Origin of the sequence: Streptomyces sp. CLV115, from assembly GCF_038448545.1 — a bacterium.
Lineage (GTDB): Bacteria > Actinomycetota > Actinomycetes > Streptomycetales > Streptomycetaceae > Streptomyces > Streptomyces sanglieri.
The window spans coordinates 45,615-64,087 of record NZ_JBCEWQ010000023.1 but is presented as its reverse complement, the minus strand read 5'-3'; the positions used below and the strand labels follow the sequence as shown (position 1 = coordinate 64,087).

Sequence of the window (18,473 nt, the reverse complement as noted above, 5' to 3'; positions counted from 1 at the left end):
ATCAGTGGCGAACCCCGCGCAACTCTTCCGCCAGCACCTTTCCGATCTCGCGGAGCGGTTCGGCCGTGGTCATGTCCCAGTGCTCGCAGTCGATTTCGTGTTCCTCGACCCGGCCCGTGACATGGGGGGCCCAGGCCGCGGCGCCGCCGGTCGCGGCGGGGGTGCGGGCGGCGCCGAAGAACACCGCGTCGCCGCCCAACCGCCGCCGGGGAACGTACCGGTAGCGCATCTCCAGGTTGCCGGCCGTGGCGGTGACGACCGCCGCGGCCTGGGCCGGCTCCAGAGCGCCCAGGATCGCGTCCTCGGCGCGCAGCACGGCGGCCAGTTCCTCGGCGTCGGGGGCGGAATCGGCGCAGCGGACGTCGAGTCCGGCGCCGCGGCCGCCGAGCAGGGCGGTCAGCACCTCCCGGCCGGTGATGGCCGGTGGCCGGAATCCGTCGGGCAGCGGGTAGGAGTCGAGCAGGGCGAGGAGTGCCACCTGCTCGCCCTGCTCCTCCAGCCGGGCGGCGATCGCGTGGGCCACGAGTCCGCCGAACGACCAGCCGAGCAGGTGGTACGGGCCGTGGGGCTGGACGGAACGGATCTGGGCCACGTACCCGTCGGCCATCTCCTCGATGCCGGCCGGCCGGTCCGAGGGGCTGGTCAGCTCCTTGGCCTGGAGGCCGATCAGTGGCCGCTGCCCGCCGATGTGCCGGAGCAGACCGGCGTACGACCAGCTCATCCCGGAGATCGCGTGGACGCAGAACAGCGGGGCCTCGGTGCCGGTGGCGGTCGCGGCGCGGATCGGCAGCAGCGTCTCCATCGGGTCGCCGCCCGTGTTCGTGGCGATGTGTTCGGCGAGCAGTACGGGTGTCGGGTACTGGAACAGGTCGCGGATGGTGACGCGGGTGTCCCAGATGGAGCGGATCCGGCCGATCAGCCGGGTGGCGAGCAGCGAGTGGCCGCCCAGTTGGAAGAAGTGGTCGTCGATGGTGACCGAGGTCAGTCCGAGGACCTCCGCGAAGAGGCCGCACAGCACTTCTTCCGCCGGGGTGCGGGGTTCCCTGCCGCCGGCGGTGTCGGCCTGCGGCGGTTCGGGCAGTGCCCGGCGGTCGAGCTTGCCGTTGACCGTCAGGGGCAGCGCGTCCAGCGGCACGATCGTGGCGGGCACCATGTATTCGGGCAGGGCCGCCACCGCGTGCCGGCGCAGCTCGGGAAGGTCCGGCCGGCTTCCTTCGGTGGGTACCACGTACGCCACCAGCCGTTTGTCTCCGGGCCGGTCCTCGCGGATCAGCACCGCCACCTGGGCGAGGGTGGGGTGCCGCAGCAGCGCCGATTCGATCTCACCGGGCTCGATGCGAAAGCCCCGCAGCTTGATCTGCTGGTCGGCCCGGCCGAAATACTCCAGCGCCCCGTCCTGGCTCCAGCGGGCCAGGTCGCCGGTCCGGTACATCCGTGAGCCGGGGACGCCGTGGGGGTCGGCGACGAACCGTTCGGCGCTGAGTGCGGGCTGTCCGATGTAGCCGTGGGCGAGGCCGTGTCCGGCGACGTAGAGCTCGCCGGGGACGCCCGGCGGGAGCATCCGGAGGTTCTCGTCCAGGACGTAGGCGTGCTTGCCCGCGATCGGCCGTCCGATCGGGATGGCGGGTGCCGGTCCGGTGAGGGTGTGGGTGGTGGTGAAGCCCATGCTCTCGGCCGGCCCGTAGCCGTTGACGAGGTGGAGGTGGGGGTGGTCGGCCAGTGCCTTGGCGGTGTGGGCGGGTGAGGCCGCCTCGCCCGCGGTCATGGCCTCCTTGATCCGGGAGAAGACGGCCGGGTGCTCGTCGAGCATGTGGTTGAACAGGCTCGCCGACATCTGCAGGGTGGTGATGGAGTGCCGTTCCACCAGCTCCGCGATCTGGTGCGGGTCGGTGTGCTGGCCGGGCTGCAGGACGCAGACGCCGCCGTGCAGGAGCGGTCCGAAGACCTCCAGGGCGAAGGCGTCCCAGGACACCGGCGAGCTCTGCAGGTACGTCTGTCCGGGTCCGAAGTCCAGGTAGTCGGGGCCGATGAACGTGGCGGCCAGCGCCCGGTGCGAGGCCGCGACGCCCTTGGGTACTCCGGTCGATCCGGAGGTGAACATCACGCAGGCGATGGACTCCGGGTGCCCTCCCGTCTCCACGGGGGTTCCCGGCAGGGCGCTGATCGCGGGTATCTCCGCGGTGAGGTCGATCAGGGTGGCGGGGGTCGACAGGGCCGTCAGGTGCGCCTGGGTGACCAGTGCCGCCGGGTCGGTCTGGCCGAGCACGGTGTTCAGCCGGTCGGCCGGGAACTGCGGGTCGAGCAGGGTGTATCCAGCGCCCGCCTTCAGGGCGGCGAGCAGGGTGGCGACGAGCTGCGGGGACCGTTCCAGGTGGATGGCGACGATGCTGCCCGGGGCGACTTTGCGTGCGGTCAGGTGGCGGGCCAGCCGGTTGGACCAGATGTCCAGCTCCTGGTAGGTCACCCGCTGTTCCTCGTGGACCAGCGCCACCTCGTGCGGGGTGCGGGCGGCCTGCGCCGTGAACAGCGCGTCGAGTCCCTGGCCGGGCGCCGGGGACTGTGCCCCGCTCCACTCCCGCAGCCGGTCCCGCTCCTGCCCGGAGACCATCTCCAGCTCGGCGAGGGGCAGATCGGGGGTGGCGACGGCGCCGTTGAGGAGCCGGACCAGGCGGTCCGCCGTGGCCTCGACGGTGCGTGCGTCGTACAGGTCGGTGGTGTACTCGATCATGATGTCGAGGCCGTCGGGCCGGCCGTCGGCGGCGCGGTTCTCGGCGAACGCGAAGGTCAGGTCGAACTTGGCGACGGAGACCGGCGGGACGGCGAACTCGCTGTCCAGTCCGGCGAGCCGGGGCGCTTCGCCGCTGGTGTCGCCGACGGTGAGCATGACCTGGAAGAGGGGGTGCCGGGCGGTGGTGCGCTCGGGGTTGAGGGCTTCGACCAGCCGGTCGAACGGCAGGTCCTGGTGGGCCCAGGCGGCGAGGTCGGTCTCGCGGACCCGGGTGAGCAGCTCGCGGAAACTCGGGTCGCCGCTGGTGTCGGTGCGCAGGACGAGGGTGTTGACGAAGAAGCCGACAAGGTCGTCGAGCTTCTGGTCGGTGCGGCCCGCGACGGGTGAGCCGAGCGGGATGTCGTGGCCGGCGCCGGACCGGGAGAGCAGGGTCGCCACGGCTGCCTGGGCCACCATGAACAGGGTGGTGCCGGTGTCCTGGGCCAGCGACATCAGAGCGGTGTGCAGTTCGGCGGGGCAGTGCACGGCGTGGGTGCGGCCGCGGTTGGAGGCGACGGCGGGGCGGGCGTGGTCGGCGGGCAGAGTGGCTTCCTCCGGCAGATCGGCGAGCACCCCGCGCCAGTGGTCGAGCTGGCGTTCCTCGTCGCGCTCCAGGATCCGCTGCTGCCAGAGGGAGTAGTCGGCGTACTGGACCGGCAGCGGCTCCCATTGCGGGGCGGCGCCCTCGGTGCGGGCCTCGTAGGCGGTGGCCAGGTCGCGGAAGAGCGGTCCGTTGGACCAGCCGTCGGAGGCGATGTGGTGGATCACCAGCATGAGGACGTGATCCTCGGCGCCGATCTGCAACAGCTGCGCCCGGTAAGGGAGTTCACCTGCCAGGTCGAAGGTCCGCCCGGCCTGGACGGCCAGCCGGCCGGCGAGCTCCTCCTCGGTGGTGCGGATCAGGGGCAGGTCGGAGGCGGTCGGGGGAAGGATGTGCTGGTGGGGGGTGCCCCGGTGAATCGGGAAGACGGTCCGCAGGCCTTCGTGACGGGTGGCCACATCGGTGAGGGCGAGCTGGAGGGCCCGGTGGTCCAGTGAGCCCTTGAGGCGGAGTGCGAGGGGGATGTTGTAGGTGGCGGACGGGCCTTCCATCTGGTCGAGGAACCACAGCCGCTGCTGCGCGGAGGACAGCGGCACGATCTCCGGCCGCTCCTCGGCCGTCAGCGCCGGCCGGCGCTCGCCGCTGCCCTCGGCCGCGATCCGCTCGGCCAGCTGCGCGACCGTGGCGTACTGGAACAGGTCCCGGATAGTGATCTCGGTCTCCCAGACGGCCCGGATGCGGCTGATGAGCCGGGTGGCGAGCAGGGAGTGGCCACCGCGCCGGAAGAAGTGGTCGTCGATGGTGACCGACGTCAGTCCGAGAACGGCCGCGAAGAGGCCGCACAGCACTTCCTCGGCGGGTGTACGGGGCGCGCGCCCACCGGTGTCGGTGCTGCGGCGGGGTGCGGGCAGGGCGCGTCGGTCGACCTTGCCGTTGGTGGTGAGCGGAATCTCGTCGAGCACGACGAAGGCGGACGGGACCATGTACTCGGGCAGCGCGCCGGAGATCTCCCGGTGCACCGCGTCGGTGTCGATCCGGGCGCCGTCGGCGGCGACGAGGTACGCGGCGAGCCGCTTGTCGCCGGGCCGGTCCTCCCGCACCAGTACGGTCGCCTGGCCCACGCTCTCGTGGGCGGTCAACGCGCTCTCGATCTCCCCGAGTTCGATGCGGAAGCCGCGGAGCTTGACCTGCTGGTCGGCGCGGCCGAGGTATTCGAGGGAACCTTCCAGGTTCCAGCGGACCAGGTCCCCGGTCCGGTACATCCGCGCACCGGCCGGACCGTACGGGTCGGCGACGAAGCGTTCCGCCGTCAGTGAGGCACGGTTGAGGTAGCCCTGTGCCAGGCCGGCGCCCGCGATGTACAGCTCGCCGGGAGCCCCCGGCGGAACCAGCCCCAGGCCGGCGTCGAGCACGTACAGGCGGTGGTTGTCGAGCGGCTCACCGATCGGGACGGCACCCGCGTAGTCCAGTGGCCGGTGGATGCGGTGGGTGGAGGCGAAGGTGGTGGTCTCCGTCGGACCGTAGCCGTTGACGACGGTGACGTCCGGGCAGTTGTCCATGACCCGGCGCACGGCCTCCGGCGGCACCACGTCACCGCCCGCCCACACCTCACGCACCCCGGCGAACGCGCCCGGCGCCTCTTCCGCCATGACCCGGAAGAGACCCGCGGTCATCCAGAGCGCGGTGACCCGGTGCTCGGTGAGCAGCCGTTGGTAGTCGGTGGGGGCGAGGTGGCCACGAGGTGCGACCACGACGGTGCCGCCGTTCAGCCACGGCACCCAGATCTCGTACGTGGAGGCGTCGAAGGCGGCCGGCGAGTGGAACAGCACGCGCCGGTGGTTGCCGTTGGCGTACATGGTCTGCGCGGCCAGGTCCGCCACATTGCGATGGGTGACCGCGACGCCCTTGGGCACACCCGTCGATCCCGAGGTGAACATCGCGTACACCGGCTGGTCGGGGTGGATGGTGTGGGTGGGAGCGGTGGCGGGCAGCCGGTCGAGGCCGGTGGTGTCGCCGAGGACGATGATCCGCGCGTCGGCGTCCTGGACGACCTGGTGGTCCGAGAGTGCCCGGTCGGTGAGGAGGACCGGTGCCTGGGTGTCGGCCAGGATCTGGACGAGGCGGCTGTCCGGGTCGGTGGTGTTCAGCGGGGCGTACACGGCACCGGCCTTGACCACGGCGAGCAGGGCGGTGAGCAGGTCGGTCGAGCGCTCCATGAGGACGGCGACCACGTCGTGCCGCTCGACTCCGGCGCCGATGAGGTGGTGGGCCAGCCGGTTGGTGACCTCGTCGAGTTCGGCGAACGTCAGATCGCGGTCCTCGTCCACCAGAGCGATCGCGTCCGGGGTCCGGGCGGCCTGGGCGGCGAACAGCTCCGCCAGGCTCGTCCCGGACGTCCCGGTGGTGGTGCCGCTGCGCTCTTCCAGGAGCAGTCGCCGCTCGTGCTCGCCGAGCAGGTCGAGGACGGAGAGCGGGGTGTCGGGCGAGGTGACGACGGCCTCCAGCAGGCGGTTCAGCCGTGCCATGAGGGCATCGATCGTCCGGGCGTCGTAGAGGTCGGTGGCGTACTCGATGGTGATGTCCAGACCGTCCGGACGGCCGTCGCGGGTGCGGTGCTCGGCGAAGCCGAAGGTCAGGTCGAACTTGGCGATCTGCAGGGCGCTGTACTCGGTCCGGGCGTCGAGCCCCGGGAATCCGATGACGTCCGAGCCGGCCTCGCCCATGGTGAGCATCACCTGGAAGAGCGGGTGCCTGGAGGCCGAGCGTTCGGGGTTCAGCACCTCGACCAGCCGGTCGAAGGGCAGGTCCTGGTTGTCCCAGGCCGCCAGGTCCGTCCTGCGGACCCGGGAGAGCAGGTCGCGGAAGCTCGGGTCGCCGGTCAGGTCGGTGCGCAGGACGAGGGTGTTGACGAAGAAGCCCACGAGGCCGTCGAGCGCCTCGTCGATGCGGCCGGAGACCGGGGAGCCGATCGGGATGTCGAGGCCGGCGCCGGAGCGGGAGAGGGCGGTCGCCACGGCGGCCTGGACCGCCATGAACAGGGTGGCGCCGGATTCCCGCGCGAGGTGGGTGAGACCGATGTGGACGTCGGCGGGCAGATGCGCATCGCAGGTGGCGCCGATGTACGAGGCGGAGGCCGGGCGCGGCCGGTCGGCCGGCAGGGTGGCCTCCTCCGGCAGGTCGGCCAGTGCACCGCGCCAGAACTCCAGTTGGCGGGATCCGGCACTGTCCGGGTCGTCGCCCTCGCCGAGCAGTTCCTGCTGCCACAGGGTGTAGTCGGCGTACTGGACCGGCAGTGGCTCCCACTCGGGCACGGCGCCCCGGGCCCGGGCCTCGTAGGCGGTGGCGAGGTCCTGGAGCAGAGGAGCGGTCGAGCCGCCGTCGGACACGATGTGGTGCATCACGATGAGCAGGACGTGCTCCTGCTCGCCGAGGGCGATCAGGCGGGCCCGGACCGGCAGGTCGGCCGCGAGGTGGAAGACCTGGGCGGACTCCTCGGCGAGAACGGCCGGCAGCGTCGCGGCATCGGCCGCGACGACCGGGAGCGGGAGCTCCACGTCCGCCTCGGCAAGGATGTGCTGGTAGGGGGTGCCGTCCTGGTCGGGGAAGAGGGTGCGCAGGCTCTCGTGCCTGCCGACCAGGTCCAGGAGAGCCGACCGGAGGGCCGGGCGGTCGAGTTCGCCGTTCAGCCGCACGGCGAGCGGGATGTTGTAGGTGGTCGACGGCCCTTCCATCTGGGCGATGAACCACAGCCGCTGCTGGGCGAAGGACAAGGGAATCACTTGGTCACTCCCATCCGGCGCATCGGCCGAAGTCTGGGCCGCGCGGCCTCGGCGCCGTCGAGCTTCTCGACGAGCGTGGCCACGATCGGGTTTTCGAAGAGGGTCGCCACGGAAAGTTCGACCCCGAGTACGGTGCGGATCCGGCCGGCGAGCCGGGTGGCGAGGAGCGAGTGCCCGCCGAGGTTGAAGAAGTGGTCGTCGATGGAGACCGACGGCAGTCCCAGGATCTCCGCGAAGAGGCCGCAGAGGACTTCTTCCTTCGCGGTGCGCGGTGCGCGTCCGGTGGCCTCGTTGGTGAGCTGGGGTACGGGCAGGGCGCGTCGGTCGACCTTGCCGTTGACGGTGAGCGGGATCTCGTCGAGGACCATGAAGGCGGACGGGACCATGTAGTCGGGCAGCAGCCCGGACACCTGCTTCTGTACGTCCCCGGGTTCGATCCGGGCGCCTTCTTCGGCGGTGAGGTAGGCGACGAGGCGTTTGTCGCCGGGCCGGTCCTCGCGGACGACGACAGTGGCCTGGGCCACGCCCGGCCGGCCGGCGAGGACGGTCTCGATCTCGCCGAGTTCGATGCGGAAGCCGCGGAGCTTGACCTGCTGGTCGGCGCGGCCGAGGTATTCGAGGGAACCTTCCAGGTTCCAGCGGACCAGGTCCCCGGTCCGGTACATCCGCGCACCGGCCGGACCGTACAGATCCGCGACGAAACGTTCGGCGGTCAGCGCCGGCCGGTCCAGATACCCCTGCGCCAGACCGGCACCCGCGATGTACAACTCGCCCGGCGTACCCGGCGCAACCAGCCGCATACCCTCGTCCAGAACATACAGACGGTGGTTGTCGAGCGGCTCACCGATCGGAATCGCACCCGCAAAGTCCAACGGACGGTGAATGCGGTGGGTGGAGGCGAACGTCGTCGTCTCCGTCGGACCGTAACCGTTCACAACGGTGACGTCCGGGCAGTTGTCCATGACCCGGCGCACCGCCTCCGGCGGCACCACGTCACCCCCCGCCCACACCTCACGCACCCCCGCGAACGCCTCCGGGACCTCCTCCGCCATCACCCGGAACAGACCCGCCGTCAACCACAGCGCGCTGATCCGGTGCTCGGACAGCAACCGCTGGTAGTCGGCGGGTGCCAGGTGTCCTGCGGGGGCCACGACGAGGGTGCCGCCGTTCAGCCACGGCACCCACATCTCGTACGTCGACGCGTCGAACGCCATCGCCGAGTGGAACAACACCCGGGAGTGACTCCCGTTCGCATACATCGTCTGCGCGGCCAGATCCGCCACATTGCGATGCGTGACCGCAACACCCTTCGGCACACCCGTCGAACCCGACGTGAACATCGCGTACACCGGCTGATCCGGATGCACCACCACACCAGGATCCGAGACACCCGAAGAGCCACCACCGGACAGCGGACCCAACACCCGAACACCCGCCGGCAACACCAACGAACCCGGATCCCGATCCGTCACCACATGCGTGACACCCGACTCCCCCACGATCAACTCCACACGATCCGCCGGATACCGCGTATCCAACGGCACATACACCGCCCCCGCCTTCACCACACCCAACGTCGCAACCACCGCACCCACCGACCGCTCCAGGAACAACGCAACCCGACCACCCGGCCGCACCCCCTCAGCGATCAGCCGACACGCCACACCATTGGCCAGACCGTCAAGCTCCCGATACGAAAGCTCACGCCCCTCACCCACCACCGCAACCGCATCCGGCGTCCGCACCACCTGCGCCCCGAACAACCCCGCAAGCCCGGCATCCGGAGAACCGGTCACCGCACCGGCCCACTCCCCCAACAACACCCCACGCTCACCCACCGACAACAACTCCAACTCACCCACCGGCACATCCGGCGCACAAGCCGCAGCACCCAACAACCGCACCAGCCGCTCACCCACCAACTCCACCGAACGAGCGTCATACAGATCCGTCGCATACTCGATCGTGATGTCCAGCCCACCCGGCCGACCATCCACCGAACGACGCTCCGCGAAGCCGAAGGTGAGATCGAACTTGGCGATCTCCACCTTCGAGAACTCGTACGTGGCTTCCAGTCCCGGGAGTTCGGGGGCATCGGCCGACATGTCGCCGACGGTGAGCATGACCTGGAAGAGGGGGTGCCGGGCGGTGGTGCGCTCGGGGTTGAGGGCTTCGACCAGCCGGTCGAACGGCAGGTCCTGATGGCTCCAGGCGGCGAGGTCGGTCTCGCGGACCCGGGTGAGCAGCTCGCGGAAACTCGGGTCGCCGCTGGTGTCGGTGCGCAGGACGAGGGTGTTGACGAAGAAGCCGACGAGGTCGTCGAGGGCCGGGTCGGTGCGCCCCGCGACGGGCGAACCGAGCGGGATGTCGTGGCCGGCGCCGGAACGGGACAGCAGCGTCGACACCGCGGCCTGAGCCACCATGAAGAGCGTACTGCCGGTCTCCTGGGCCAGTGAGCTGAGCGACTGGTGCAGGTCGGCCGTGCAGTGCACGGTGTGTGTGGTGCCGCGGTTGGATGCGGTGGCCGGCCTGGCGCGGTCCGTGGGGAGTGTCACTTCCTCCGGAAGGTCCGCCAGCGCGGAGCGCCAGTAGTCGAGTTGGCGTTCCTCGTCGCTGCCGAGGAGGCGTTGCTGCCAGAGGGAGTAGTCGGCGTACTGGACCGGCAGCGGCTCCCATTGCGGGGCGGCGCCCTCGGTGCGGGCCTCGTAGGCGGTGGCCAGGTCGCGGAAGAGCGGTCCGTTGGACCAGCCGTCGGAGGCGATGTGGTGGATGACCACCAGCAGGATGTGCTCCTGCTCGCCGAGCGACAGCAGGTGTGTGCGGATCGGCGGCTGGACGGAGAGGTCGAAGGTGGCCGACGAGAGGTCGGCCAGTCGTGCGGTGAGCTCCTCCTCGGTGGTGTCGATCAGCGGGAGGTCGATGGCGGTCGGGGGAAGGATGTGCTGGTGGGGGGTGCCCTCATGGGTCGGGAAGACGGTCCGCAGGCCTTCGTGACGGGTGGTGATGTCGGTGAGGGCGAGCTGGAGGGCCCGGTGGTCCAGTGGGCCCTTGAGGCGGAGTGCGAGGGGGATGTTGTAGGTGGCGGACGGGCCTTCCATCTGGTCGAGGAACCACAGCCGCTGCTGGGCGGAGGACAGCGGCACGATCTCCGGCCGCTCCTCGGCCGTCAGCGCCGGCCTGGGCAGTTCGCCGCTGCCCGCGGTGACGCACTCCGAGAGCGCGAGCACCGTGGGGTTGCGGAACAGGTCCTTCACTCCGAGCTGGACGCCGAAGGCCCGCCGGATGCGGCTGATCAGCCGGGTGCCGAGCACCGAGTGGCCGCCGCGGTGGAAGAAGTGGTCGTCGATGCTGACCGACGGCAGTCCGAGGACGGCCGCGAAGAGACCGCAGAGCACCTCTTCCTGCGGTGTGCGCGGGGCGCGCCCAGTGGTGGCGTGGGAGACCTGGGGTGCGGGCAGGGCCCGTCGGTCGACCTTGCCGTTGGTGGTGAGGGGGATCTCGTCGAGGACCACGAAGGCGGACGGGACCATGTACTCGGGCAGGGCGTCCGAGGCGTGACCGCGCAGTTCGGCCACGTCGATCCTGGCAGCGTCGGCGGCGACGAGGTAGGCGACGAGCCGCTTGTCGCCGGGCCGGTCCTCCCGCACCAGTACGGTCGCCTGGCCCACGCTCCCGTGGGCGGTCAACGCGCTCTCGACCTCGCCGAGTTCGATGCGGAAGCCGCGGAGCTTGACCTGCTGGTCGGCACGGCCGAGGTATTCGAGGGAACCTTCCAGGTTCCAGCGGACCAGGTCCCCGGTCCGGTACATCCGCGCACCGGCCGGACCGTACGGGTCGGCGACGAAGCGTTCCGCCGTCATGCCCGGTCGGCCGAGGTAGCCGCGGGCGAGACCGGCGCCGGCGATGTACAGCTCGCCGGGGGTGCCCGGCGGGACCAGCCGCAGGCCCTCGTCCAGGACGTAGAGACGGTGGTTGTCGAGCGGCTCACCGATCGGGATCGCACCCGCGTAGTCCAGCGGACGGTGAATGCGGTGGGTCGTGGCGAAGGTCGTCGTCTCCGTCGGACCGTAACCGTTGACAACGGTGATGTCCGGGCAGCGGTCCATGACCCGGCGCACCGCCTCCGGCGGCACCACGTCACCCCCCGCCCACACCTCACGCACCCCCGCGAACGCCTCCGGGACCTCCTCCGCCATCACCCGGAACAGACCCGCCGTCAACCACAGCGAGCTGATCCCGCGCTCGGTCAGAAGTCCGCCCAGCGTGCCGGGGTCGAGGTACCCGGGCGGTGCCACCACGACCGTGCCGCCGTTCAGCCACGGCACCCAGATCTCGTGCGTGGAGGCGTCGAAGGTGTGTGTCGAGTGGAAGAGCACCCGGGTGTGGTTGCCGTTGGCGTACATGGTCTGCGCGGCCAGGTCCGCCACATTGCGATGGGTGACCGCGACGCCCTTCGGCACACCCGTCGAACCCGACGTGAACATCACGTACAGCCATTGGTCGGGATGGGCGTGGGGGGCCGGAGGTGTCGTGGGGAGGTGGGCGAATCCGGCGGTCCCGTCGAGCACGACCGTCCGGGCGTCGGTCCGGGTCACGACGGAGTGTTCGGCCAGGGCCCGGTCGGTGAGCAGGACGGGCGCCCCGGTCTCCGTGAGGATTCGCAGCAGCCGGGTGTCGGGGTCCGCGGTGTTGAGCGGGGCGTAGACGCCGCCGGCCTTGACCACCGCGAGAAGTCCGGTGAGCAGCTCCGCCGACCGCTCCATCAGTACGGCGACGACGCTCTCCGGCCGGACGCCGAGGCCCACGAGGTGGTGGGCCAGCCGGTTGGTGTCCTCGTCCAGCTCGGCGTAGGTCAGCTCCCGGTCGCCGTCGACCAGGGCGATCGCGTCCGGGGTGCGCGCGGCCTGCGCGGCGAACAGCTCCGCGAGGCCAGCGCCAGAGGTGCCGGTGACCTCGCCGTTCCACTGCTCCAGGAGGCGGTGACGCTCGTCCGCGCCGATGAACTCCAGCTCACCCACGGGGACTTCGGGTCGCTCGACGGCGTCGCCCAGCAGCCGTACCAGTCGGGCGGTGACCGCCTCGACGGTGCCGGCGTCGTACAGGTCGGTGGCGTACTCGACCCTGATGTCCAGCCCGCCCGGGCGGCCGTCGGCCGTGCGGTGTTCGTGGAAGGAGAAGGTCAGGTCGAACTTGGAGATGTCCAGGGTCGCGAAGCCCGACTCGGCTGTGATTCCCGGGAGTTCGAGGGTGGGGGTGACGGCTTCCTGGAGGGTGAGAACGACCTGGAAGAGGGGGTGCCGAGCGGTGGAGCGCTCGGGGTTGAGGGTCTCCACCAGCCGGTCGAAGGGCAGGTCCTGGTGGGCCCAGGCCGCCAGGTCGGCCTCCCGGACCCGGGTCAGCAGCTCACGGAAACTCGGGTCGCCGGCCAGATCGGTGCGCAGCACCAGGGTGTTGACGAAGAAGCCCACCAGGTCGTCGAGGGACTGCTCCGAGCGGCCCGCGATCGGGGCGCCGATCGGAATGTCCTCCCCCGCGCCGGAACGGGACAGTGCGGTGGCGACGGCGGCCTGGGCCACCATGAACAGCGTGCTGCCGGTCTCCCGGGCCAGCCGGGTCAGCCCGTCGTGCAGCTCGGCGGGGACGTGGACGCTGTGGGTGTCGCCGCGGTAGGTGGCGACCGCCGGGCGCGGACGGTCGGCCGGCAGGGTGGCCTCGTCGGGCAGCCCGTCCAGTGCGTGGCGCCAGAATTCGGACTGCCGCTCCCCGTCCGCCGCGAGCAGCTCCTGCTGCCAGAGTGTGTAGTCGGCGTACTGCACCGGCAGCGGATCCCATGCGGGAGCGAGGCCCCCGGCACGGGCGGCGTAGGCGGCCGCCAGGTCGCGCAGCAGCGGGGTGGTGGACCAGCCGTCGGAGGCGATGTGATGCATCACCACCAGCAGTACGTGCTCCTGGTCCCCGATCTCGAACAGGGTGGCGCGGACGGGGAGTTCGGATTCCAGGTCGAAGCTGCGGGCGGCGTGTTCCGCGAGCTCCGCCGCCAGGCCGGCGCCGGTCACCGCGCGGACCGGCAGCTCCACCCGGACTTCGGCAGCCGGGAGCTGCCACTGGTAGGCGGCGTCGTCGGCCGTCCCGAAGAGGGTGCGCAGCGATTCGTGCCGCACCACCAGGTCGGTGAGCGCGGTCTGGAGGACGTCCGGGTCGAGCGCTCCCGTGAGGCGCAGGGCCAGCGGGATGTTGTACGTGGCCGACGGCCCCTCCAGGTGGTGCAGGAACCACAGGCGCTGCTGGGCGGAGGAGAGCGGCACCCGGTCGGGCCTGACCGCCTCCCGGAGCGCGGGCCGCTGCACGGCGTCGCCGCCCGCTTCGACGCACTCGGCCAGTGCGGCCACCGTGGGGCCCTGGAAGAGATCCCGGACGGTGATCTGGACGCCGAAGGCCTGCCGGATCCGGCTGATGAGGCGGGTGGCGAGGAGCGAGTGCCCGCCGAGGTTGAAGAAGTGGTCGTCGATGGTGGCCGAGGGCAGTCCCAGGACCTCCGCGAAAAGGCCGCACAGGACCTCCTCGACCGGTCCCCGGGGGGCGCGCCCGGCGGTGTCGGCACTCTGCCGGGGCGCGGGAAGGGCGCGGCGGTCGACCTTGCCGTTGACGGTGAGCGGGATCTCGTCCAAAACCACGAAGGCGGACGGGACCATGTACTCCGGGAGCACGCCGGCGATCTCACGGCGCACCGTTTCGGTGTCGATCCGGGCGCCGTCGGCGGCGACGAGGTACGCGGCGAGGCGCTTGTCGCCGGGCCGGTCCTCCCGTACGACGACGGTGGCCTGGCCTACCTCCGCCCGTGCGGTCAACGCGCTCTCGATCTCGCCGAGTTCGATGCGGAAGCCGCGGAGCTTGACCTGCTGGTCGGCGCGGCCGAGGTATTCGAGGGAACCTTCCAGGTTCCAGCGGACCAGGTCCCCGGTCCGGTACATCCGCGCACCGGCCGGACCGTACAGATCCGCGACGAAACGGTCGGCGGTCAGCGCCGGCCGGTCCAGATACCCCTGCGCCAGACCGGCACCCGCGATGTACAACTCGCCCGGCGTACCCGGCGCAACCAACCGCAGACCCTCGTCAAGAACATACAGACGGTGGTTGTCGAGCGGCTCACCGATCGGAATCGCACCCGCATAGTCCAACGGACGGTGAATGCGGTGGGTGGAGGCGAAGGTGGTGGTCTCCGTCGGACCGTAGCCGTTGACGACCGTGACGTCCGGGCAGCGGTCCATGACCCGGCGCACCGCCTCCGGCGGCACCACGTCACCCCCCGCCCACACCTCACGCACCCCCGCGAACGCCTCCGGAGCCTCCTCCGCCATGACGCGGAACAGACCCGCCGTCAACCACAGCGCGGTGATTCCCTGTTCAGCGATCAGGGCCTCGTACGCCGCCGCGTCGAGATGCCCTGCGGGGGCCAAGACGAGGGTGCCGCCGTTCAGCCACGGCACCCACATCTCGTACGTCGACGCGTCGAACGCCATCGCCGAGTGGAACAACACCCGGGAGTGACTCCCGTTCGCATACATCGTCTGCGCGGCCAGATCCGCCACATTGCGATGCGTGACCGCAACACCCTTCGGCACACCCGTCGAACCCGACGTGAACATCGCGTACACCGGCTGATCCGGATGCACCACCACACCAGGATCCGAGACACCCGAGAAACCACCACCGGACAGCGGACCCAACACCCGAACACCCGCCGGCAACACCAAAGAACCCGGATCCCGGTCCGTCACCACATGCGTGACACCCGACTCCCCCACGATCAACTCCACACGATCCGCCGGATACCGCGTATCCAACGGCACATACACCGCCCCCGCCTTCACCACACCCAACGTCGCAACCACCGCACCCACCGACCGCTCCAGGAACAACGCGACCCGACCACCCGGCCGCACCCCCTCAGCGATCAGCCGACACGCCACACCATTGGCCAGACCGTCAAGCTCCCGATACGAAAGCTCACGCCCCTCACCCACCACCGCAACCGCATCCGGCGTCCGCACCACCTGCGCCCCGAACAACCCCGCAAGCCCGGCATCCGGAGAACCGGTCACCGCACCGGCCCACTCCCCCAACAACACCCCACGCTCACCCACCGACAACAACTCCAACTCACCCACCGGCACATCCGGCGCACAAGCCGCAGCACCCAACAACCGCACCAGCCGCTCACCCGCCAACTCCACCGAACGAGCGTCATACAGATCCGTCGCGTACTCGATCGTGATGTCCAGCCCACCCGGCCGACCATCCACCGAACGACGCTCCGCGAACGAGAACGTCAGGTCGAACTTGGCGAACCGCAGCCAGGTGAACTCCGATTCGGTGTCCAGCTCCTGGGCGACGAGCGTCGGTGTGGCCGCGTCGGTGAGTGTCAGCATCACCTGGAAGAGCGGGTGCCGGGCGGCTGACCGGTCGGGGTTGAGGGCCTCGACCAGCCGGTCGAACGGCAGGTCCTGATGGCTCCAGGCGGCGAGATCGGTCTCGCGGACCCGGGTGAGCAGCTCGCGGAAACTCGGGTCGCCGCTGGTGTCGGTGCGCAGGACGAGGGTGTTGACGAAGAAGCCGACGAGGTCGTCGAGGGCCTGGTCCGTCCGGCCGGCGATCGGTGATCCGAGCGGGATGTCGTGGCCGGCGCCGGAACGGGACAGCAGCGTCGACACCGCGGCCTGAGCCACCATGAAGACCGAGGCTCCGGACTCTCGTGCCAGCTCCGCGAGCGAGGAGTGGATCTCCTCGGGGCAGTGCACGGTGTGGGTGGCGCCTCGGTAGGAGGCGACGGCCGGCCGCGGCCGCACCGCGGGCAGGGTGACCTCTTCCGGAAGGTCGGCCAAGGTCCGGCGCCAGTAGTCGAGTTGGCGGGAGGCGAGGCTCTCCTCGTCCCCGGGGTCGCCGAGCACGCCGCGGTGCCAGAGGGTGTAGTCGGCGTACTGGGCGGGCAGCGGCTCCCAGGCCGGGCGCTCACCGCGGGAGCGGGTCGCGTAGGCGGTGCTCAGGTCGCGCATCAGCGGCTGGTAGGACCAGCCGTCGGAGACGATGTGGTGCATGACGACGAGGAGCACGTGTTCGTGCTCGCCGAGACTGAACAGCCGTGCCCGGAACGGCAGATCGGCCGCCAGGTCGAAGATGCGCTCGGACTCGGCGGTGAGCAGCGCGGCGACCTCCTGCTCGGTCGCCGGGGTGACCGGCAGCTCCACCCGGACGCTGTCGGCGGGCAGGATCCGCTGGTACGTCCGCCCTTCCGCCTGGCCGAACACGGTGCGCAGGCTCTCGTGGCGTCCCGCGACATCGGTGAACGCGGACTCCAGGGCGGCGACGTCGAGGTCACCGCGGACCCGGACGGCGAGCGGAATGTTGTACGTCGCCGAGGGGCCCTCCAACTGGTCCAGGAACCAGAGCCGTTGCTGGGCCGCCGAGAGGGGCAGCGGTTCGGGCCGCTCCTGGGCGGTCAGGGCCGGGCGGGCGGACTCTCCTGCGCCGGTGGCGACGTACTCGGCGAGCAGCGCCACGGTCGGGTACTCGAAGAACTGCCGCAGCGTCAGCTGGACGTCGAGGACGGTGCGTACCCGGCTCACCAGCCGGGTCGCCAGCAGTGAGTGGCCGCCGGCGGTGAAGAAGTCGTCGTCGATGCCGATCGCCGGCAGGCCGAGGGAGTGGGCGAACAGCCCGCAGAGGACCTCCTCGACCGGGTTGCGCGGGGCCCGGCCGCCGGCTGCCGCACCGGCCCGGGGTGCGGGCAGCGCACGCCGGTCCAGCTTGCCGTTCGGGGTCAGTGGCAGGGTTCCCATCGGAACGACGGCCGAGGGCACCATGTACTCGACGAGCTGCTCGCCCGCGTACCGGAGGAGTTCGGCTCCGTCCAGGACGCCTTCCTCGGCGGGTACGGCGTAGGCGACCAGACGCTTGTCGCCGGGCCGGTCCTCACGGACGATGACCGCGGCCTGGGCCACGGAGGGGTGGCGGACCAGCACGGTCTCGATCTCGCCCAGCTCGATGCGGTTGCCGCGCAGCTTGACCTGCTGGTCGGCGCGGCCGAGGAAGACGATCTCGCCGTGCTCGTTCCAGGCGGCCAGGTCGCCGGTGCGGTACATGCGGCTGCCGGCCGGTCCGTAGGGGTCGGCGGTGAACCGCTCGGCGGTCAGGCCGGGCAGCCGGGCGTAACCCTGGGCGAGGTGCGGTCCCGCGACGTAGAGCTCGCCGGTCTCGCCCTCGGCACTGTGGCGGAGTTCGCCGTCCAGGACGTACATCGCGGTGTTCGCCATCGGGATGCCGAGGTGCAGCCGGTCGAGGGTGCGGACCTGGGGGGTGAACGCCTGGTAGCTGCAGAAGACGGTGGCCTCGGTGGGGCCGTAGACGTGCACGAACGTGGTGTCCGGGCAGTGGTCGAGGGCTCGTTGGAGGGCGGTGGCGGACAGTACGTCGCCGCCGGTCCAGATCTCGCGCAGCTGCCCCAGGGCGTCGATCGCCTCGCTGGCCATGGCGTCGAAGAGGGCGGTGGTGAAGTAGGCGGCGGTGGCCCGGTAGCGGGTGATGGCGTCGGCGAGCTCGCCGATGTCGACCTTCGGGGCGGACAGCACGACGGCCAGTCCGCCGCGCAGCAGTGGCACCCACAGTTCGTAGGTTGAGGAGTCGAAGGGCAGCGGCGAGTAGGCGAGTACCCGCTCGTGGGCCGTGGCGCCGAAGCCGGGGTCCAGGGCCAGTTCGACGACGTTGCGGTGGGTGTTCACCACGCCCTTGGGGGTGCCGCTGGAGCCGGAGGTGAACATCATGTACAGCGGCTGGTCCGGGTGGACCGTGACCTCGGGTGGGGTGGCTGCCGTGTCGGCCGTGGCGAGTGTGTCGTCGAGTCGCAGGGCGGGCAGCTCCCCGGCGAAGCCGGTCTCCTCGGCCGGGCGGTCGGTCACCAGCAGGCCGGCCCCGGTGTTGCCGAGGATCCAGGCGAGGCGCTCCTCGGGCTGGCGGGGGTCCAGGGGTACGTACACGCCGCCGCTCTTCAGCACGGCGAGGACCGTGATGACGTAGGCGAACGAGCGGTCGAAGAGGAGGCCGACGGTGTCGCCGGGCCGTACGCCCTCGGCGACAAGCCGGTGTGCGAGAGCGTTGGCCGCTCCGTCCAGCTCCCGGTAGGTGAGACTGCGCTCCTCGCGGACGAGTGCGACGGCCTGCGGGGTGCGGGCGGCCTGCGCGGCGAAGAGAGCGTGCAGCGCACCTTCGGGAAGGTTCTCGGCCGTGTCGTTGTACGCGGCGACGTGCGCGGGAACGACGACGCCGGGGGAGAGAGCTGGATCTGCTTGCGGCTGGGACATCTCGACACCTTCTTGGTAGCTCGGATCTCGTG

At 70.9% G+C, this 18,473-nt stretch carries 2 protein-coding genes; both read right to left on the bottom strand.

Going from position 1 to position 18,473, the window contains the following annotated elements:
* Position 1: 1 nt before the first annotated feature.
* Positions 2-7,087 (bottom strand): amino acid adenylation domain-containing protein, encoded by a 7,086-nt coding sequence (locus tag AADR41_RS11580; protein ID WP_342281266.1) that lies wholly within the window; start codon positions 7,085-7,087, stop codon positions 2-4.
* Positions 7,084-18,441, bottom strand: coding sequence for a non-ribosomal peptide synthetase (locus AADR41_RS11575; protein WP_342281265.1), 11,358 nt, complete (start codon positions 18,439-18,441; stop codon positions 7,084-7,086). Before AADR41_RS11575 ends, AADR41_RS11580 begins: the two co-directional genes overlap by 4 nt.
* Positions 18,442-18,473: the final 32 nt, after the last annotated feature.

What these genes read in the sequence shown, in the direction of transcription:
- AADR41_RS11575 (WP_342281265.1), bottom strand. Translation starts at nt 18,441, where the DNA reads ATGTCCCAGCCGCAAGCAGATCCAGCTCTCTCCCCCGGCGTCGTCGTT.